The 19,227-nt window shown below is 37.4% G+C and carries 20 protein-coding genes; 14 read left to right on the plus strand and 6 right to left on the minus strand.

Annotated elements, in window-relative coordinates; translation table 11 throughout:
* The first annotated feature begins 4 nt into the window (after positions 1-4).
* The 3 genes from BANA01_RS12240 (at position 5) to BANA01_RS12250 (ending at position 1,140) form a co-directional block, all read left to right on the plus strand.
* Positions 5-460, plus strand: a complete 456-nt coding sequence (locus BANA01_RS12240) for a DinB family protein (RefSeq protein ID WP_235847126.1) — start codon at positions 5-7, stop codon at positions 458-460.
* Between the two features lie 58 nt (positions 461-518).
* Positions 519-743 (plus strand): hypothetical protein, encoded by a 225-nt coding sequence (locus BANA01_RS12245; protein ID WP_082799500.1) that lies wholly within the window; start codon positions 519-521, stop codon positions 741-743.
* Positions 744-909: 166 nt separating this feature from the next.
* Positions 910-1,140: a hypothetical protein gene (locus tag BANA01_RS12250; RefSeq protein WP_063253334.1), complete on the plus strand. Its 231-nt coding sequence runs from the start codon at positions 910-912 to the stop codon at positions 1,138-1,140.
* Positions 1,141-1,242: 102 nt separating this feature from the next.
* Here the strand turns inward: BANA01_RS12250 and ppsA are convergent, their stop codons facing one another.
* Positions 1,243-3,843: a phosphoenolpyruvate synthase gene (ppsA, locus tag BANA01_RS12255; RefSeq protein ID WP_063253335.1), complete on the minus strand. Its 2,601-nt coding sequence runs from the start codon at positions 3,841-3,843 to the stop codon at positions 1,243-1,245.
* Positions 3,844-4,164: 321 nt separating this feature from the next.
* On the opposite strand from ppsA, the gene BANA01_RS12260 reads away from it, so the two are divergent.
* Positions 4,165-4,971: a CBS domain-containing protein gene (locus BANA01_RS12260; protein ID WP_063253336.1), complete on the plus strand. Its 807-nt coding sequence runs from the start codon at positions 4,165-4,167 to the stop codon at positions 4,969-4,971.
* A 40-nt stretch (positions 4,972-5,011) separates the two neighbouring features.
* Here BANA01_RS12260 and BANA01_RS12265 read toward each other — a convergent pair whose 3' ends face one another.
* Together BANA01_RS12265 and BANA01_RS12270 are read right to left on the minus strand one after the other, a co-directional pair.
* Entirely contained in the window at positions 5,012-5,479 is a 468-nt protein-coding gene (locus BANA01_RS12265) for a low molecular weight protein-tyrosine-phosphatase (RefSeq protein WP_063253337.1), read from the minus strand.
* Between the two features lie 239 nt (positions 5,480-5,718).
* Complete coding sequence (locus BANA01_RS12270) at positions 5,719-7,440, minus strand: multicopper oxidase family protein (RefSeq protein ID WP_305802707.1); 1,722 nt, start codon at positions 7,438-7,440, stop codon at positions 5,719-5,721.
* Positions 7,441-7,743: 303 nt separating this feature from the next.
* Between BANA01_RS12270 and BANA01_RS30585 the strand changes: the two genes are divergently transcribed.
* Complete coding sequence (locus BANA01_RS30585; RefSeq protein WP_268875075.1) at positions 7,744-7,872, plus strand: hypothetical protein; 129 nt, start codon at positions 7,744-7,746, stop codon at positions 7,870-7,872.
* 244 nt (positions 7,873-8,116) lie between these two features.
* Here BANA01_RS30585 and BANA01_RS12275 read toward each other — a convergent pair whose 3' ends face one another.
* The gene (locus BANA01_RS12275) at positions 8,117-8,788 is read right to left on the minus strand and encodes a hypothetical protein (protein WP_157411775.1); all 672 of its coding nucleotides are present in this window, start codon (positions 8,786-8,788) and stop codon (positions 8,117-8,119) included.
* A gap of 260 nt (positions 8,789-9,048) precedes the next feature.
* Between BANA01_RS12275 and BANA01_RS12280 the strand changes: the two genes are divergently transcribed.
* From BANA01_RS12280 to BANA01_RS12310, 7 genes are all read left to right on the plus strand, one after another.
* Positions 9,049-9,372: a hypothetical protein gene (locus BANA01_RS12280; RefSeq protein ID WP_063253339.1), complete on the plus strand. Its 324-nt coding sequence runs from the start codon at positions 9,049-9,051 to the stop codon at positions 9,370-9,372.
* Positions 9,373-9,859: 487 nt separating this feature from the next.
* Entirely contained in the window at positions 9,860-10,306 is a 447-nt protein-coding gene (locus BANA01_RS12285) for a GyrI-like domain-containing protein (RefSeq protein WP_063253340.1), read from the plus strand.
* A gap of 70 nt (positions 10,307-10,376) precedes the next feature.
* A complete protein-coding gene (locus tag BANA01_RS12290) occupies positions 10,377-10,700 on the plus strand; it encodes a hypothetical protein (RefSeq protein ID WP_063253341.1) in 324 nt (107 codons plus the stop codon).
* Positions 10,701-10,760: 60 nt separating this feature from the next.
* A complete protein-coding gene (locus BANA01_RS12295) occupies positions 10,761-11,357 on the plus strand; it encodes a class I SAM-dependent methyltransferase (protein ID WP_063253342.1) in 597 nt (198 codons plus the stop codon).
* Between the two features lie 166 nt (positions 11,358-11,523).
* The gene (locus tag BANA01_RS12300) at positions 11,524-11,991 is read left to right on the plus strand and encodes a hypothetical protein (RefSeq protein WP_063253343.1); all 468 of its coding nucleotides are present in this window, start codon (positions 11,524-11,526) and stop codon (positions 11,989-11,991) included.
* 226 nt (positions 11,992-12,217) lie between these two features.
* On the plus strand, positions 12,218-12,742 hold the full coding sequence (locus BANA01_RS12305; protein ID WP_235847130.1) for an AAA family ATPase: 525 nt from the start codon (positions 12,218-12,220) through the stop codon (positions 12,740-12,742).
* A 95-nt stretch (positions 12,743-12,837) separates the two neighbouring features.
* Positions 12,838-13,620 carry an alpha/beta fold hydrolase gene (locus BANA01_RS12310; protein ID WP_082799502.1) on the plus strand — a complete coding sequence of 261 codons (783 nt, stop codon included), beginning with the start codon at positions 12,838-12,840 and terminating at the stop codon, positions 13,618-13,620.
* A 319-nt stretch (positions 13,621-13,939) separates the two neighbouring features.
* Here BANA01_RS12310 and melA read toward each other — a convergent pair whose 3' ends face one another.
* The gene (gene melA, locus BANA01_RS12315) at positions 13,940-15,241 is read right to left on the minus strand and encodes an alpha-glucosidase/alpha-galactosidase (protein ID WP_063253345.1); all 1,302 of its coding nucleotides are present in this window, start codon (positions 15,239-15,241) and stop codon (positions 13,940-13,942) included.
* A 164-nt stretch (positions 15,242-15,405) separates the two neighbouring features.
* On the opposite strand from melA, the gene BANA01_RS12320 reads away from it, so the two are divergent.
* Both BANA01_RS12320 and BANA01_RS12325 read left to right on the plus strand, forming a co-directional pair.
* On the plus strand, positions 15,406-16,311 hold the full coding sequence (locus BANA01_RS12320) for an AraC family transcriptional regulator (protein ID WP_235847127.1): 906 nt from the start codon (positions 15,406-15,408) through the stop codon (positions 16,309-16,311).
* Between the two features lie 393 nt (positions 16,312-16,704).
* Positions 16,705-18,015, plus strand: coding sequence for an MDR family MFS transporter (locus BANA01_RS12325; RefSeq protein ID WP_063253346.1), 1,311 nt, complete (start codon positions 16,705-16,707; stop codon positions 18,013-18,015).
* Positions 18,016-18,499: 484 nt separating this feature from the next.
* Here BANA01_RS12325 and BANA01_RS12330 read toward each other — a convergent pair whose 3' ends face one another.
* The gene (locus tag BANA01_RS12330; RefSeq protein ID WP_063253347.1) at positions 18,500-18,838 is read right to left on the minus strand and encodes a L,D-transpeptidase; all 339 of its coding nucleotides are present in this window, start codon (positions 18,836-18,838) and stop codon (positions 18,500-18,502) included.
* Positions 18,839-19,227: the final 389 nt, after the last annotated feature.

Below are 19,227 nucleotides of genomic sequence, written 5' to 3' on the forward strand. Positions count from 1 at the left end.
GGAGGTGGTTCTATTGGAAACAATCCAATCTATGTTTAAGCATTTACATTGGGCCAATCAACGAATTCTAGAAACCTTACAAAACGGGGAAGAGAACAAGCAGGCGATTAATCTTTTCTCCCATATTCTGCACGCAGAAAACGTTTGGTTTACTAGAATAACAGGAACAGATAGTTCGAATTTACCGATCTGGAAAGAGCTAAGTTTAGAGAAGTGTGTTAAACGAATAAAACAAAATCATCATAACTTTAATGGATTACTTACAAATTTATCTCATTCCTACCTAGATCAACTAATCACTTATAAAAATAGTAAAAACACAGAGTTCCAACATTCCATCCGTGAAATTTTAACCCATGTTGCCCTTCATGGTCAGTACCATCGAGGACAAATTAATCAACTTCTAAGACAAGCAGATGTTGAACCTATTAACGTTGACTATATTACGTTTAAAAGATAAAGTTGTGATGGATTTTTTATAACATTACAACTGATTTTAAAAAAAGTGGGCGAGAAGTTTGAATAAAAAAGTAAATCAAGAAGTTATTTCTTTTTCTGCAAATAAAAAATGGCTGGCTATTCCAGAAGCTACTCGCAGAGAACTGGAACGAAATGTTTGGTGTGGTAATTGTTTGGATGTTGTCCAAATCGTAAACTATGTCGTCAAAGATTCACCTCACGGAATTGTACTGGAAGGGAACTGTAAAAATTGCGAAAAAAATGTGGCAAGAGTTATTGATTAAAAAGAGTGCCTGTCACCATTTCATTTATGGTGCCAGGCACTCTTTTTTCTTTTCCCATTCGATTTGAAAATATATTCATGATTGGATGAATATAATCTAATCAAATTGTACCATCAATTAGTACTCTAAATCCCAGGTGCTAATAGTGACAAAGGGAGGGAATAAATTGGATAAGTTAAGATATCGCCAATTGAAGACATTTGTAGAAATGGATGATAAGGGGAGGCATGACAGTATTCCTCAATTCCATTTCCAGACTAAAGAGCTAAAATGGTTAATGGAGCAAGCCGAAAAAGCTGCGAATTATGAACAATCGTTAAGAACAATCGCACAAGATATGCATGGGAAAGAATCCAATGAACTCATTGAAATTGCAAGTAAAGCATTAAGAGATTAGAAGTATAGTGCTAATGTAGGAATATACTGAAACGAAACATAGTGAAACACCGCTCTGTTACAAGAGGAGCGGTGTATTATTTATATTTAAAGTATTCCATCATTAAAGTATTTCGATATATCCCTCAGATCCATTTACGCGGATTCGCTGCCCGTCTTTTATCAGTTTGGTGGCATTTTCCACACCAACCACTACGGGTAATCCATATTCACGTGCAATCACAGCTCCGTGGGTCATCAGGCCACCCACTTCAGTGACGAGACCTTTTATCGATACAAATAAAGGTGTCCAGCCAGGGTCTGTAAAAGTGGTGACTAAGATGTCTCCTTCCTCTAAATCCGCTTCTTCCATATTTAACATAACACGTGCACGGCCTTCGATGACTCCGGAAGAAACAGGCAAACCTATAATTGCATTGTCCGGGATATTTTCCCGATGGTACTTACCTGTAAGGATTTCACCATCAGACGTAATCACACGCGGGGGAGTTAGTTTTTCATAAAATTTGTATTCAGCTTTACGTTTGCTGATGATCTCGTAATCCAGTTTGTTTGTACGTACAGCTTCACGAAGTTCTTCAAATGAAAGATAGTAAATATCTTCTATTTCATGAATAAGCTCAGCTTCTACGAGCTGTTCAGCCTCTTTCAGTAAAGCCTGCTTATAAACGAAATAGCGATTAATCATGCCGTATTTTGGATATTCACGATAGCCAATGAAATTCCGCAGCAGACTGATCATTCGTTTTGTCTCAATGGCTTTTTGTTTTCCATCAGGTAGTTGCTTTAATCGATCTAGTAACTCTTGTTCTTTTTTCAACGCCTCTTGCAGCCCTTGCTCAAATTTCCGTGTGCTGGCATTAGGCTCATCGTTTTTAATGTTACTGAGTATCAAGGGGACAAGAGTCGATGGTTTTTCACTCCACCGTGGATTGGTCAAATCGATTTCTCCAGCACATCGCATTCCGTATTTATCGAGGTAAGCTACTATTGCATTCCGAGTTTCCTGCCCGCCATTTAATGTAACCAATTCATCCAAAAATTGATCATCTTTAACATCCTGTAAATATTTAATAACTTCTGGATAAGGACGAATTACATCTGCAACATCCAATAACGCGAGACCCATTTCTGAGGTAATATTGTTCGGTACAGATAGAGACAGTGTGTCTGCAACGTTTTTTTCACCTAACCACTTGTTCATGTGTTCATTGATCCATGATGCAGCATTCATACCACCGTGAATCACAGCCGAACTTTGGGGGTCAAATAGCAACTTTTTTAATTCCTGGATATCTTCTAGAATAAAATCAAATAAATCCAATCCTGTTTTCGTTTGTATCTTTTGTTTTAACTCTTCTATGGATGTTTGATTACGCTTAATCAGTTCAGAAACGATAGTTGGATTGTTTTCGATTTGAGCGAGCATAGCTGTATTGCCTCTTGTGGGAGCTGGTGCCTTTTTATCTTCCGGTAACGATACGATAAAATCTCCACGTTCCATGAGGTTCATGAGTGCGTCTTTCATGAGCGGGTCGTGTTGTCCCATGGCATTTAATAAAATGTTTCTACTGAGAGGTGAGGCCAGTTGATGAGTGACATCCACAAACAACCTTCCTCCGGCTTTCCGCATTGGTGCAGGAGTCGTTTGTAGGTAAAACGACTGTCCCAATGGTTTTATAGGATCGGTCATCATTTGTTGATGACCAACAGAAATATAGACGTGACTTTCTTGATCATGTTGTTCAGGTATAGGGAAAAGGGTGGTGATTGGGCGACTCTGAACGATATAAAATGTATCATCAACCAAACACCATTCGATATCCTGTGGGCAGCCAAAATAAGCTTCAATCTGTCTTCCAATCTGTGCAAGTTGTAAAATTTGTGGATCTGTAAGGGTTTGAGTGTTTTGTTGAGCAAGATCAATCTGCTTCGTCTCTGTACCGCCTTCGTTTACGCCACAGCTCGCCAACTTTTTTGTCGCAATCCTTTTATCGACGATCTTATTTTCCTGTACTTTATAATAATCGGGGGAAACCAAACCAGAGACCAATGCCTCTCCAAGTCCAAAACTGGCGTCGATCGATAGTATTCTTCGGTTAGAGGTAATAGGGTCAGCGGTAAATAAAACTCCCGAAGCTTGTGAAAAGACCATTTTTTGAATGATAACAGATATAAATACCTGCTTGTGGTCAAAGTCGTTTTGCATACGGTAGATAACAGCGCGATCTGTAAAAAGGGAAGCCCAGCATTTGCTGACATGCTGCAAGATGGCTTCTTTTCCGATGATATTTAGATAGGTATCTTGCTGACCAGCAAAGGAGGCATGCGGTAAATCTTCAGCAGTCGCACTGGAACGCACTGCATAAGCATGTTCTTCGCCGAACTGAGAGAGATAGTGAGCAATTGCTTTTACCACATCAACAGGAATTTCTATTTTTAAAAGAAGTTGTCGAATCTTCCTGCAGATGTCACTAATTTCATTTCGATGGTCAACAGTTAGCCTGTTTAGTTGCTCTAGCAATGCTTGAAACGTTTCGTTTTGTCCGATGGCTTTCTGATATCCTGCTGTTGTCACACAAAATCCTTCAGGTACTTGTATTCCTGGGATTTTTGATAATTCCCTTAAATTCAATCCTTTTCCGCCAACAAGCGAAATCTGTGTTTTTTCCATTTCTCGAAAACTCAGAACCAACGAACTCATTCGACATCTCTCCTAATGGATCATTTAAGGTAAAAGGACTGGTAATTCCTCAACCCATAACATGTAAGTTCTATTGCATTTTAGCAGGAGTATTTGAGAATAAACAGTCTATATCGCCCTTTTTTTATGTGGTATAATTAAAGTAGGGAGAGTACAACTTTTTAAAAAACTCGCATAAAAAATGTCTTGGCCCCAGCTCGACCCGAAGATTAAATCAACTTTTTTACAGATCATCTGTGAACATATGAACAGATAGTTGGAATTTAAAAATAGATTGTTAAAAATTTTTATTATGTGATGTAAAAGTAGAAGGGAGTTCCTATGCCATTCATCCCAGTACAACAGCGCGATCATGTCAGTACTTACAAAAGTCTTCGTTCTTTATTCGAAAAAAATATAACTGTAAATAGTATTTCAGAGGTTTTAGCTACCTGCAATATAGGGGATCCAGCCCAGCAGGTTAAGGAGCAGATGGCTTCAAAAGATTATGACGTAATCGGAGTCGAAGAGAATGGTATGGTGATTGGATATGTACTTAGAGAGGATTTGAGAGAGGGGAGCTGCAAGGAATATTTCAGCAGTTTTAGCCCATCTGATCTTGTTTCTGATTCCACACCGCTGCTTCAAACACTTTTTATTTTTAAAAATACTGAAAGACTATTCGTTATTGAAGGGAACCGGATTACGAAAGTCGTAACACTAGCCGATCTCCAGAAACCACCGATTCGGATGCTTTTGTTCGGTATTATTTCGTTGGTAGAAATGCATTTATATCAAATCATTCGTGATTATTTTAAAGAGGATAGCTGGAAGAAGCACCTAGGTGAAAAAAGGATTCAACAGGCGGAGGATTTATTTTTACAGCGGAAAGCTCGAAATGAAGGCATTGAACTCAGTGATTGCTTGCAGCTGTGTGATAAAAGGGACATCGTTTTAAACGAACAGCCTTTACGTGAGCTTTTGGGGATTGATTCAAAAAGCAAAGGGAAGGATTTCTTCAAGAAATTAGAAAACCTTCGCAATAATCTAGCCCACTCGCAGGATCTTAATACGCAAAATTCCTGGAATGAAATGATCACGCTAATCGAACAGACAGAGACCTTATTAGAGAAATGCGAAAATATTTAAAGGAACGATGCAAAAAAATATCCCGTTGTGGGATATTTTTTTAGGTTAAGCTATGTTCTTTACGAATTTTTTCTAGTAATGCCTGGCAGCCATCTGTAACCAGCTGATAGGTTTCTTCAAAATCTCCTGTGTAATAAGGATCAGGAACATCTTTGTTATGGTCCGTTAAATCGAGCAGACGGATGATTTTTGGATGTTGCGGTTTACCAGTGATTTCGAAAATGTTGTTGATATTGCTCTCATCCATCCCAATGATATAGTCGAATTTTTCAAAGTCCTCTTTTGTTAATTGGCGCCCGACAAGACCTTCTGCGGAAATATTGTATTTCTTTAAGATGCCAAGCGTTCCTTTGTGGGGAGGAGAACCTATATGCCAAGAGCTGGTTGCAGCGGAATCGACGCTGACTTTACTCGACAAATTTTCTAGTTTTAATAGGTTACGAAACACTCCCTCGGCCATAGGTGAACGGCAAATGTTACCCAAACAGACAAATAATACATGAATCATCTTATAAACTCCTTTTATCTTTATTCCATATTGAACATTCTAGTTATTATAACAAAGATTGTAAATTGATAAGAACAAAGTGATTCTTTCCATTGGCTTTGCAACAGGGACATTTCATTGTAAAAGGTGAAAATTGGTTTCTTTTAAAAAACCTCGGGTGCATGGATCAAGAAAGGAATAGTAAAAAATATGAAAAGACTAGCTCTGATTTTCAGCTAGTCTTTCTTTTTACCGTTTCCTTAGTGGTGAGAACTGGATTCATCATGCGAACTTGACTCATCATGGTCATGTCCTCCTATGCACCCACAATGTTCGTGGTCCTCATGACAGCACTGTATAAATGAATCCTCTGGGCATACGTCTGGGATCGGGATGCATGGGTCAAAATCGTGGTTTTGGAGAACTTCGTACGGTCGCATCATATCGTGGTCCTCGTGTTCAAGGATATGGCAATGCCATGGATAGATTCCAGTAAACGGTCCAAATCGTGCGATGATTCGGGTGACTTCACCTGGGTTAGCACGTACGGTGTCCTTCCAGCCTTTTTCATTTTCTTCAGGAGGAATCGCAGGACCAATAATAAGTGGATTCTTTGGATTGTCAGGATCCAAAGGATCTCCCGTGAAAGATGCCCGATCAATGATCTGGAATTGAACAAGGTGCAAGTGAATAGGATGTGTGTCATTTGTTCGATTAAATAATTGCCATATTTCTATTGTACCGTTCTTAGGGGTTTCTGTAATAGGCAAGTCACTCCAACTCATATTGTTTAGTAAAAGGAGCAGACGTCCAAACTCATCCACTGATTCATCCAACGTGTTTGTGCGTGTCACAGCAGCTTCATCTGGGTTCAAGCGTTCTAAACAGCTTAATGTAGTTGGTATTACACTCTTATCTTGATGGGAGAGATGTTTCTTAACTCGAAACTCCATAATTTGGGCGGTATCTGGTGTAGGCGGGGTCCCACCAGGGAATGGCGAGTTAGCACTATTGGTCATAATAATTCTTTCGCCTTTATGTTGTGAGAAGTCAACAATAACATCAGCCCTTTCTGCAGGGGCAAGGAAAATCTCTTCCATGACTACAGGATGATCAAATAAACCACCTTCTGATCCGATTTGGATAAATGGCTGGCCTGAGCTTAAGCGAATATTATAGAACCTTGCATTCGATCCATTATAAATCCTAAAACGATACTTACGAGGCTCCACTTCTAGGAATGGCCAGACTTTACCATTCACCAAGATGGTGTCACCGAAAAATTCTGGTACAATAGAGGGGTTTGGAAAAAATGGTACTTGTGGTGTTGGAGAGGGTACTGGATCAGGCTGTGACGGATAGAATAACTCCCCATTCGGGTAAAATGAACGGTCTTGAATGACCAAAGGAATTTCAAACTTGCCACTCGGAAGATTCAAACTCTCTTCTTGTGAATCACGAATGAAATATAATCCAGCAAGTCCTGCGTATACATTCAGCCTTGTGACCCCTAAAGCATGGTCATGGTACCAAAGCGGAGCTGATCGTTGACAGTTGGGATAATAATATACTTCGTGCAGAAATTTGGGGCCTTTTTTTTCAAAATTACGTGTGAACCAAGCTTCTGGGAATCCATCATTTTCTGGACGAACCCGACCTCCATGTAAATGCACAACCGTTCGAACGGAAGGCTGGTTTGGTTCTGCTCCTTCAATCGTGCGATCAACAGGTAAAAGATGTTCAAACGGCAGTTCGTTTATCCATTTAACCATGATTGGATGGTCTCGTCTTGTTTCAAAGGTTGGACCAGGATAGGTTCCATTGTACCCCCAAACAGTTGTTGGCGGTAAGTCTCTGTGTAGCTGTTGTTTCACCTGCTTCATCGTTACCTCATAATATGGAATTCCATTACGATGTCCAACAGGTTGTATCACTGAAGGGAGAGGTAGGGCATCCACAAACTTCGTTAACATAAAATGCATTTCGTTCCTCCTTTTCCTATGGAACAATATTTTTTAAGTTGTACTAGCAGTATATGAGGGAAAAAGGGATAGGTAAGAGGCAGGAGTACAAAAGGGTAAAAACACTGAGGAATTGACGTATCAATTTACTTTTTACAGGAATTATTGACCGGATTGATAAAATGGCAAACAGCAGCTCTTATTAAGCTAAAGAAGCAGTTCCCAAGAATGTCTGCCAATAAAGCAGACATTTTCTTCCGTGTCTGAGGACGGCGGCATCTAGCATACTAATGATATATCCTAATCATCAGCAGGGAGGAAATCATGAGCAAAACAGAGGAATTAAAAAAGGAATTGCAGGTCTTAACTAGTCGGCGTGAGCGGATGCAACAGAACCTTTATGAAGTAGAAAAACGCATTAACGAAATAGTTAATGAATTGAAAAAACAATAAAATATTGGGAGCGCCCACGTTGGTGTTCTTGACTTATTTATTTGAAAGGTAAAATTGGTGGTTCATGATAATCATCACCAGGAAAAAAGCTTTGATAAAACTGGTGACTAATTTTTAAAAGTCTGTTTGACCGTTTCTTGGTTAAAAAAGGAACGTTTTCTTTTGGATCAATAAAAGTGCCTGGTACCACCGAATAACGTCGAGAAGAAGGTATCGACAAATTGTTGGTAGTACCAGGCACCTGCTAACAACCACTAATCGCAACATTGGCTCCAGTAAGTGTGATTGTAAAGGTAGATGATCCTTCAAAGGTTGCTGTTACTGTTCCATCACGATTGGCTAAAATATATACACGATAAAAAACTCCGCCAAGTATAACTCCCGCTTGAATCACAGCTTCATTTACATCACATACCGTAGAAATGGTTCCGTCTTCAAACTCTCCTGGAATAAGAATCTGTATAAAGTCCTCCCTAATAACGACGGATATCGTGCTATTCGCAGCATTACAATTACACGGAACATCAATATAAAGATTAGATATTGTGGCTGGAAAAAACACATTTTCCCCCGTGACTGTAATGACAGTATTTTGATTTGTTGAGATCGTTACGGAACACGCGCAATTGTTTGCAGGTTCAAGACCCTCATCTTGGCACTCTTCCACATCGACAACTGCACCCGAAATTTTAAAAAGAAGGCGGTTTTGTTCATTTTCTAAGAAAATCGTCATATTCCCATTCTCATTCAAGGAAATGACTGCGTTATATTCGCCGTCCAACTGATTGTTGGAAGCATCGACATTCACTGAAGCGCTAATTAAAGCGGTGTTAAAAGCGGAGTTGCAGAAAATGTTTGCTGTGTTTTCAACTAAGGTAGTGGATGCAAATGGACAAGCTTCATGTGAAAATCGCAACTGAATTCTATCATTTTCCGTTGTACAATTCTCGCTTATAAAATAGGTGCTAATGTCACCAAAAAAAGTATTTTTATTTGGGAAAAAACTATCAAATAAATTACTTTTTTGTTGCGAGTCTTCTAATAATTGAGCAGTTACTCCTTTACCTTAGTCACTGGTACCTTAATTAGGAGTAACAAATTTATAAAGCCACATAATTTCAGATATGGTAAAATATGCTATTAGAAGAACTAAAAACTATTAGGAGGATTTTTTATATGAAATGGAAATTCCTTATAACCATAGGGTCTGCTGGTGCTTTAGCATTGTCAATCGGTTTTGCGCAGGACTTGCAAAGTACAAAGGTATTTTCACAATCAGGACAATCAATAGTAAAAGTTGAAAAAAGTTTCGCTACTAAAGGGGACCAATACAGAGTAATATCCGTAGAAGAGCAAAATCGTGCAGAAGGTAATGTAACTAATGGAAAAAATGTTACCACAATGATTTCGGTAAAAGAGCAAAATATTGTGGAAAATAGTTCAGCTCAACAAGGGTTTGTTGCACAAGAAAATGGGACAGGTTTCTTTTTTAAAAAGTAGGCTGTGTTAAAGTTTAATGTTGATGTTATTAATTTTAAGAATCTAGTTAGACGGAAAAATCTCGCTTAACTAGTAATAACTCATAAAAGAAACCTATATAGATGGAGAGATTCCGCCTATTGACCCGAAATACGTAAAACGGATAAGATTGCTTTGCTTAACCGGAAAACCTCCCCTTATTAACCCTGAAAAAGGCTCCATTCTGCATTTATCCGGAAATTCTCCGCTTATCTTACTTCGCTGTATACTAGAGGGTAAATCAAACAGCCTTATTTAACATAGCCAAAAAGTAAAATGAAAATATGTATATAACTCGTTGCGTTTCACTAATGAGTGCGAGAGTTAGGGAAGAGGACTGTCGTTGTGACAGCTTTTTCTTATTGTGCTGAAGGGAGTTTAGTTGATAAAAACACCGTGCCAATAGAAGGAAATATAAGGGGCGGGGGAGAATGAAAGTAAGTACCTAGTAAAGATTGGGGGATATGAGATGGAATTTAAAAAGGTGAAAAGGAATTTTAGAATGGTAGGTTTAAAAGGAAGTGGTCCTTTTATTGATTTTGGTACGGATGTTCCAAAACTCGCCCAAAAATTCCTTAATCAGTTAGACGAATTGGAAATTCGTTCTATTACTGAAATAGCCCTTTTTGAGCCCAAAAAGGATGAAAACCATCTGGAAGGTAGTTATGTAGTAGGGGTGATAGTTCAAGAATCTCTAACAGATGTGCCAATAGGGATGGTTTATACAGAAACAGAACAACATTATGTAACGACTAGGGGGAGCATGAAAGATCTTGGAAACCTACATAATTATTTATTGAAATGGTCAGAAGACCAAGGGCATAAAAGGAATCTAGAATCTTATATTATTGAAACCTATCATCCACTGGATAATGGCGAGGAAGAAGTCGAAATTTATTTACCAATCCATACTTAATATCCCTATACTAATCATTCCATAGGTAGCTTCACTGAAAAATAAAAAACTATCTAAAGGAGATAATTACATGAGTGGCGATGGAGCAATCTGGAGCATATTAATAGCGAGTCTATTACTTTTAAATTTCTTTGCTATTCATTTATATAAGAAAAGAAAAATGCCTTTATGGGGATCTGGTTTAATCATTGGAATACTAGGACCGATCATTGCTTTTATATCCGGCTCTGCTTTAGTTAAGGTTGACCACAGTATGGGTGGTGACGGTGTGGGAGCAGCCTTTGGAGCTGCTTTTATAGGCATAATTATCGTAGGCAATGGAATACTCTATTTCATCATCGGTATTATTACGGGAATCAAGAATTTCATAAAACAACGTAATTTAACCCAGTGAAGTTAAATGAAACAAGAATTTCTACTATGTAGTTTTGATATTTACATTAGGGAGTAGAATATGGAAAATAACGTTTTTGAACAGATGGCAAACAGGTATGATACAGAAGAAAGAATTGAATTAGCTAAGGTTATAATTGAGAAGGTAAAACCAGAATTACGAAATAGTAAATCAAAATCCTTAATCGACTATGGGAGTGGTACTGGCTTAATTAGCTTAGAATTATCAGAATTAGTGGATTCTATTTTGTTGGTAGATTCATCACAGCAAATGTTGGAGGTTGCGAAAGCTAAAATTACTCACAAAGGAATTACCAACTCAAATGTACTTTACTCAGATTTTACTCTAGAAACTCCAGAACTTAAGGCAGAAATAGTTTTAATGTCACTAGTCCTTCTACATATTCCAGATACTAAAAAGATTTTACAAGAGTTGTTCTACATTTTAAATAATGGCGGCAAACTCCTTGTTATTGATTTTGATAAAAACGATAAAATAAATCATCCGCAGGTTCATAACGGTTTTTCGCATGAAGAACTGAAAAAAATATTATCCGAAGTTGGATTTAAATCAACTGAAATAAAGACATTCTACCATGGGAATCGAATCTTTATGAATCAGGATGCCTCAATATTTATATCCAGTAGTATAAAGTAATGATGAAGAATAAAAAGTTTGGTGCTTTACTTAAATTAAATATGCCATTGATCTTAGCAATTGGGGGCAATTCAGAAAGAATTGGGTTTGTCGGTTAGTTAAAAATATATCTGAATAATTAGTGGTGTGGTTGGAAAGCTATTGTAAAAAGGATGTTTTCTTTTCGATGATCGGATTTATTACTGCCATTATTCTGTTTAATTTGGTGGCTTTTACAACCAATAAACGACTAAACAAAAATCAATTGCTGCATATTTGGACGTTTACAATCGCTTTCCAGGCGGTTACGGAGACCTATATAGACTTTAAATACCATGGTTATTGGTACTTTACTAAAGAAATAAATTGGTGGGTGCTTCCTGCTTTCACTGTATTAATTCCACCTGTTAATATCATATTTCTAAATTGGTATCCATTTAAGCAGTTGTTATACAAACAATTACTTTATTTACTGTGCTGGGTTATAGCTATAACATTGTATGAACTCATTACATTATTACCTGAACCTTGGGGTTATTTTCGGCATAATTGGTGGCGCACATGGTATTCATTACTCGTTAATCCAGTTTTGTTAATCGCAGTTTTACTTTATTATAAATGGGTTTGTAAAATTGAAAATCAAGCAATTAAATGAGAGTTGTAAAGTGTCATTATAGACTGTACAATAAAAAATAAAATAGACCAAGATAATCGAAAAACACTTAAAGTTAATTTGTAACGATTAAAAAATAGCACCTAAATAGAAAAACAATGAATGATGATCGCTGCTGCGGTCTTTTTTTCTTGTAGCTATGAGAAGGAATATCCTAATCAATACAAAATTCAAAAAAATTTTAAGGTGGTGGAGATATTTGATAATAATGATTAATGGAGCCTATGGGGTTGGAAAAACTTCTGTTGCTAAAGAATTACAAAAAATCATAAACAATAGTATGATTTTTGACCCTGAAGAAGTTGGCTATATGTTACGCAATATCATTTCGGAGGATATTGCACATCCTTTCGAAAGAACAGATAATTTTCAAGACTTTGAGCTATGGAAGGTATTAGTGGTCAATGTTGCCAGTCTTTTGAAAAAAACATATAACAAGAATTTAATTGTTCCAATGACCATTTTCAATAAAGGTTATTTCGAATACATATTTACTGGATTCAAAGAAATAGATGAAAAAACTTATCATTTTTGTTTAACTGCCAATGAAGAAACTATTCATGAAAGGCTTAGGAAAAGGGGAGAGATGGAAGGTAACTGGTGCTTTAAGCAAACGAGGAAGTGTATGGATGGATTTAAAGATATTTATTTTGAACAGTTCATAGATACCGACGATGTAAATATAAACGATATTGTAAAAAAAATAGACCAAAAGGTTCGCTCCTTTCATTAAGGAGTGATAAGTAATCGATGACTGTAACCATAGGTATTCACCTAATGATCCTTAATGAATATTTTGTAGGTAGAGCTATGGTAGGGGGAATCGGTGTGGGATACTATGTTACGGTAGAACCAGGCGTAAGATTATATGTAGAAGATATTCATCCAGAGGGAAATAAGACGATCGTGTTTTTACATGGTTGGCCGTTAAGCTATAAACAGTTTGAGTATCAATTTGATGTGCTCCCCATAATGGGATACCGATGTATCGGAATTGATTGGAGAGGTTTCGGAAAGTCGGATAAGCCAATGAGTGGTTACAATTTCGATCAATTGGCAGACGATATTCGTGCATTAGTTGGTGTACTTCAACTAGACAATTTTACTCTTGTAGGTCACTCCACAGGTGGAGCAATAGCGATTCGATATATGTCCCGGCATAATGGTTTCGGAGTATCCAACCTAGTCCTTGTTGACGCCGCAGCACCTATAGGCTTTACGAATGAAACGGCAACTAAATTCCTAACTCAAACGTTAAATGACCGTCCTAAGTTGATGCAAGAAGTAACAGACTCCTTTTTCTTTCAATATATAACGAACTCATTCGCTGATTGGTTTTTTCAATTGGGGTTACAAGCAGCAGGTTGGTCAACGGCTGCGATTATCATTACACTAAGAGATGAGAAGCTTTATGCAGATTTGCAAAAAATACATGTTCCTACCTTAATTGTTCACGGTGTTCACGACAAAGTTATTCCATTTGCACAAGCTCATGAGCTTAATAAAAATATAAGAAATTCACAACTTGTTCCATTTCATTACAGCGGCCATGGTTGTTTCTGGGAAGAACGTGACAAGTTTAATCAGTTATTAAAGCAATTTGTTGGTTGAGAGACATCTTCAATTAATGGCTTGCTTTAATGACTTCGAAACGAAAAAGATTTAGAGGATCTTTCCACATTTATATCATAATGGATACTATCAAACCTTCAAATCTTGTATCTGCTTTCATAATACTATCTTCTGTTATTATTCATGATTAAAAGGGACAGTACCTATTTTTAAAGGTATTGTCCCTTTTTTTGCGAAACTTATGAGTAACGTCAGTGACAACTTAATAGTTAATCACTCTTTTAAATTTGAGGTACAGTTCAATTTTATTTTAAGAGGTTAATAATCTACTTGTTTTACGAACGAAATTTGTTTTGGATTATTCAAATTTTGGAATCCAATCACCGTGTGCTTCAATTAAATCATCACACATCGAAATGATGTCATCCATTGATAATTCAGCTGCCGTATGAGGATCGAGCATTGCTGCCTGATAGATATGTTCTCTCTTTTTCGTTACCGCTGCTTCAATGGTTAAAAGTTGTGTATTAATATTTGTACGGTTAAGGGCTGCTAGCTGTTCCGGAAGATCTCCTACATAACAAGGAGTGATTCCGCTGCGGTCAGCAACGCATGAAACTTCAACAACTGCTTTTTCCGGTAGATTGCTAATTAAGCGGCCCGTATTTAAAATGTTGCCGCCAAATTTAAATGGAACGTTTGTCTCAATCGCCTCAATAATACGGGAACCATATTCGTGAGAACGAGTATGAGTAAGCTGGGCATTGTTGACCATCTCGTCGCGCATTTTGTCCCAGCGTTCAATTTGCTCTATACAACGACGCGGATATTCATCAAGAGGGATATTGAATTTCTCGATTAATTCCGGATAATTGCGTTTTATAAAATAGGGATGATATTCTGCATTGTGCTCAGATGATTCCGTTACGTAGTATCCAAATTTGTCCATTAATTCGAAGCGGACCATGTCATGATGTTTTGTAAGTTGTTTTTCTTTCGCACGGCGTTTAATTTCTGAATATAAATCTTTGCCGTCGCGTTTGATTTCAAGGAGCCAGGCCATATGGTTGATACCGGCGATTTTTTCTTCCACTCCTTCATGATTCATTCCTAATTCTTTAAATAGGTGCTCGCTGCAAACTTGTACACTATGGCATAGTCCAACGGTTTTCACATTTGTATAGCGCAGCATGGCGCCTGTTAAGGTTGCCATCGGATTTGTGTAGTTTAAAAGCAGCGCGTCCGGACAAACCTCTTCGATATCCTTGGCGAAATCCCACATAACCGGAATGGTGCGAAGCGAACGGAAGATTCCGCCAATCCCGATTGTATCAGCAATAGTTTGGCGAAGACCATATTTTTTGGGGATTTCAAAATCTATAACGGTGCTTGGTTTGTAGCCGCCAACTTGAATGGCGTTAATAATGTATTTTGCTCCTCGTAATGCTTCTTTGCGGTCCGAATAGGCTTTCACTACTATGTTTGCCTGTATGCTTTGTTTTAAATTATTTAACATATTTTCCGAGTCTTCTAGGCGTTCCTTGTCTATATCAAATAATGCGAACTCGAACCCAGTTAATGAGGGAACATACATGCAGTCACCAAGAACATTTTTTGCAAAAACCGTACTTCCTGCTCCAATAAACGTAATTTTTGACATTAATTTACCTCCTGGAAAGTGAAACAGGGACTGTAGGATAAAAAATTGCTTTAATATTAAATTAATGCCCTGTATGCAACTTTGTATTTTTTACTGTTATAATAATAGTAAAACGTTTCCATAATAACCTCAATGGTAAGTTAGTGCGATTGGAGGGTAAAATATTGTCCTTGCTATATAGAGAGAAACCAATGAAGGATTATCAAACTTACGGTTTTCGTTTTCAAGATGCGCTTCCTAACGATGTGGCAAACATTTTCGCGGTTGGCCGAGAAGAGAAAATGCCCGGCACCGTATATGATTGGCACGGGTTAAAGCGGAAAGATACCGCCACTTATGTGTTCCAATACACTCTGTCAGGATCAGGAATACTGGACATAGAGGATAAAAGTTATACCCTCAAGACAGGGGAAGCATTCATTGTCGAGATTCCTAGCGATCATCGATATTACTTTCCAAAGGGGAGCGAGGGATGGGAGTTTATATTTATTACACTAGTGGGAAGAGAAGCAGCCGATTGCTGGCGATTTATGAAAGAACAGAGTGGTCCTGTTTTGAAAATTCCTCCGGACTCAAAGTTGATCCAACTTTTACTGAAAATCTACCAAGACACATATGATCAAAAGGTTACAGATGCCTATTATGCCTCTGCAAAAGCTTATGAGTTTATTATGGAGTGTTACCGTTTCGTAAAGAATATGGATAATTCAATGAAAGATATTTCTCTCCAGATTACAAAAGCTTTATCCTTTATCCATACACATTTTCAAGAACCGATTACACTTGACGAAATAGCTTCCGTATCTGGTTTCTCAAGGTATTACTTTATTAAACAGTTTCAAAGTCAACTAAATATGACGCCTGTGCAATACCTTACCAAAATCCGAATCCAAAAAGCGGCGGAGCTTCTTCGTTCAACAACCTTCTCTGTTACGGACGTTGCTGCCCAAGTGGGCTATGCAAACGCCAACTATTTTAATAAAGTCTTCCGTAAAGTGGTTGGTGTAGCGGCCGGGACGTTTCGTGATCGTAAAGACGTTGTCGGAATTGATCATTTAATCATTGATTAAGTTATGGCAATATGAATGGATAAATATAGGTTTTTATTTTCCAAAAGGAATTTCTTTACATTTTAGTTAATTGTAAATTATAATTCAAATGGATAATTAAGATAATTAAAAAATTTCAGGAATAAGGGGTGGAAGGAAATGCTTAATGGGTTACATATTGTAGAAGTTCATTCCATTACAAATGTATTTATGTCAACCGCTAGCAGTCCACTATGTTTTAATCATAAAGTGTTGAATCAACCATAAGTTTTCCTTTCCCATTTTTTAATGTAATGAAGCCGTGGGCAGGTTTAACTTGCTCACGGCTTTTTGTGCTGGAAAAAGTGTTTTCCTAACGCTTGATAAAAATAAGACTGACATAGATTGGTGTCAGAGAGAAATGAGGATAAAGAATTGAAAATGACTTTACAGGCTTACCGAAAGATGGATCGTAATATTTGGATTCGTTTTATCGGTGAATCGATTAATGGAATTGCGATGATGATGTTAATGCCCTTTTTCGCTTTATATATGAGTGATAAGGTGGATCATTTTTGGCAAGTTGGTATTGTGATGGCGACAGGGCCAATTGCCGGAGTGCTTGGTTCCTTATTAGGTGGAAAGCTTGCAGATCAATATGGCAGAAAGCCCATAATGATTGTTTCAATGGTCGGAAACGGACTGGTAATGCTTGGTTTTATTTTTTACGATGGCTTCTATCCTTTCTTATTGTTATCGAGTTTTTTCGGTTTGTTTAATTCTCTTTTTCATCCTGCGGCGTCGGCCATGGTCGCAGATGTGACGGATGAAGAAGGAAGAACGGAAGCATATGGTTTGCTGCGAATGGGACACAATATTGGAGCAGCAATTGGTCCATTGCTTGGAGCATCCGTTGTGTTTTTATCAAAATCCATAATTTTTATTATTGCCGCTTCATCCGTTTTTGTTTATTCTCTGTTTTTAGCACTCTTGCTTTCAGAAACTCTACCGAAAAATAAACGAGAAAAGGATACGAAAGACCTTGCGGCAGATGAGAAACTGCCTTCGATTTTTACAGTGCTCTTCAAAGATAAAATTTTATTTTTCTATATTATGACGGGAATTGTAATTTCGATGGGATTCTCACAAACAGAAGGTATGCTTCCACTACATTTTGATCAACAATTGCCAGGACTTTCCGATGTTCAAAATCCATATCCTTATTTAATGGCTTTTAACGGAGCTCTGGTCGTTTTCTTCCAATTCGCGATTTCGAGATGGGCAAGTAAGCGTAAACTTGGAAAGGTTATGCTATATGGATCGGTCTTATTTGGTTTTGGATTGCTTGCAGTCGGATGGCTGCCAATCTTTTTTACAAAGCTGCAGTTTTCCTATTGGAGTATTCTTTTAGTTCTTCTCATTATCTATGGAATATACACACTAGGGGAAATGCTCTTATCCCCGGTACAAATGACCTTTGTCGCGAATATCGCACCTGAACATTTACGCGGTACTTATATGGGGGCAGCAAGTCTTCAGTGGATTGTTGGTAGTGCAGTAGGTCCCATACTTGCAGGTTTTTTGCTTGATGAAAATCTTGGGCAGGTTCTATTTACGGTTCTAGGATTAGGTTGTATCGTTGCAGGTGTTATTTATTTGTCACTTGATAAATGGGCATCCGAAGCGAAGGAAAAGAATCATCCCCTTCCTGTTAATCAGGGAGTTAAAGCAAGTAGTACGAATTAAACATAGTTTGATAAAGTAAATTATTCAAAAAAGGGCTTGGAAAGGAATAAGACTTTAATCTAAAAACTCTGCGAGGATCAGAGCGGTACGGTGCACTTAATTAAACAGATTTTGTAGACAGGGAAGTATTGCAACATACTTAGGTATAAAACACTCTAAAATACAAAACAGTGGGAAAACGAAGCTTCCCACTGTTTAATACGTTATTTAGCTGTTTTTTTCATTAATCGGGTACAATTTAGGCAAGAGGTGAGGTAAATGAGTCTTGTTCTTTTTGCTTCATTCACTTACTCATAGGTTTAACATTAATATACTTTTATCGTAAAATACCAAAAGCAATAACTACATTTGCGTTTGTTTTTCTAATTATGAGTTCACTTACTTGGGAGTCGTTTTATTTAAGTAACGATGCAGTTAGTGCAATAAGAACTGGGACGTTGTTGCATAAGGCACAAATTATGTGTATAGAAGCGAGATCAAAGAGTTATTTATGAATCAGGACCTTGGTGCCAATTGGAACATTAGATGATAATTCTAAAACATCATGATTAAACATTCTAATACAACCGTGAGAAACGCTTTTACCTATTAATGATGGATTGTTTGTACCATGTATTCCATAATGAGGTCTTGATAATCCCATCCATAAAACCCCAAAAACATGTCCGGGGGGATTTGGCTGCTTATTTATTATAGTGTAAGTGCCAAACGGGGTAGCAGTTAATATTTTGCCAGTAGCTATCGGATAGGATTTTATCAGTCTGTTTCCGTCATACAATCTTAATCGGTGTTTTGATGTTGACACTTCAATCCATCTTGCCACGAAGATCAACTCCATTTTTTAAATAATGTATGAAGTAACTCAAGACTTTGTTAATTAACAAAAATTTATTTAACAGTATTTTAAAAGGTTGATGAACTGTATGTTGAATTAGATGCAATAGAAGTTAAGGTGCTTGGTTAACGGGGGCGAAGTGAAAAAAAGGGTCGTTAAAAAGATAACGGGTTCTCTTTTGGGGGACAAAAGGCAATAGAAAATCTTAAAAACGCAAATAAGAACCACGTTTTCTATAAGTAAATTGTGGCTTTTTTAACATTATAAGTTCATCTTCGTATAATTCGATTCATTTTTGTTCTCCCTGAAATTTAATTAAACATTTTTTACATATGCAATCTTTTCTTATACTTTCAACAGGAACTAATTCAAAAATT

It is taken from the genome of Neobacillus niacini NBRC 15566, assembly GCF_001591505.1.
Lineage (GTDB): Bacteria > Bacillota > Bacilli > Bacillales > Cytobacillaceae > Neobacillus > Neobacillus niacini.

Bases quoted from the DNA above. Each gene is read 5' to 3' on its own strand.
- melA (WP_063253345.1), bottom strand. From the start codon at position 15,241: ATGTCAAAAATTACGTTTATTGGAGCAGGAAGTACGGTTTTTGCAAAA.
- BANA01_RS12290 (WP_063253341.1), top strand. From the start codon at position 10,377: ATGAGTGGCGATGGAGCAATCTGGAGCATATTAATAGCGAGTCTATTA.
- BANA01_RS12295 (WP_063253342.1), top strand. From the start codon at position 10,761: ATGGAAAATAACGTTTTTGAACAGATGGCAAACAGGTATGATACAGAA.
- BANA01_RS12305 (WP_235847130.1), top strand. From the start codon at position 12,218: ATGATTAATGGAGCCTATGGGGTTGGAAAAACTTCTGTTGCTAAAGAA.
- ppsA (WP_063253335.1), bottom strand. From the start codon at position 3,843: ATGAGTTCGTTGGTTCTGAGTTTTCGAGAAATGGAAAAAACACAGATT.
- BANA01_RS12285 (WP_063253340.1), top strand. From the start codon at position 9,860: ATGGAATTTAAAAAGGTGAAAAGGAATTTTAGAATGGTAGGTTTAAAA.
- BANA01_RS12300 (WP_063253343.1), top strand. From the start codon at position 11,524: ATGATCGGATTTATTACTGCCATTATTCTGTTTAATTTGGTGGCTTTT.
- BANA01_RS12265 (WP_063253337.1), bottom strand. From the start codon at position 5,479: ATGATTCATGTATTATTTGTCTGTTTGGGTAACATTTGCCGTTCACCT.
- BANA01_RS30585 (WP_268875075.1), top strand. From the start codon at position 7,744: ATGAGCAAAACAGAGGAATTAAAAAAGGAATTGCAGGTCTTAACTAGT.
- BANA01_RS12280 (WP_063253339.1), top strand. From the start codon at position 9,049: ATGAAATGGAAATTCCTTATAACCATAGGGTCTGCTGGTGCTTTAGCA.
- BANA01_RS12270 (WP_305802707.1), bottom strand. From the start codon at position 7,440: ATGCATTTTATGTTAACGAAGTTTGTGGATGCCCTACCTCTCCCTTCA.
- BANA01_RS12260 (WP_063253336.1), top strand. From the start codon at position 4,165: ATGCCATTCATCCCAGTACAACAGCGCGATCATGTCAGTACTTACAAA.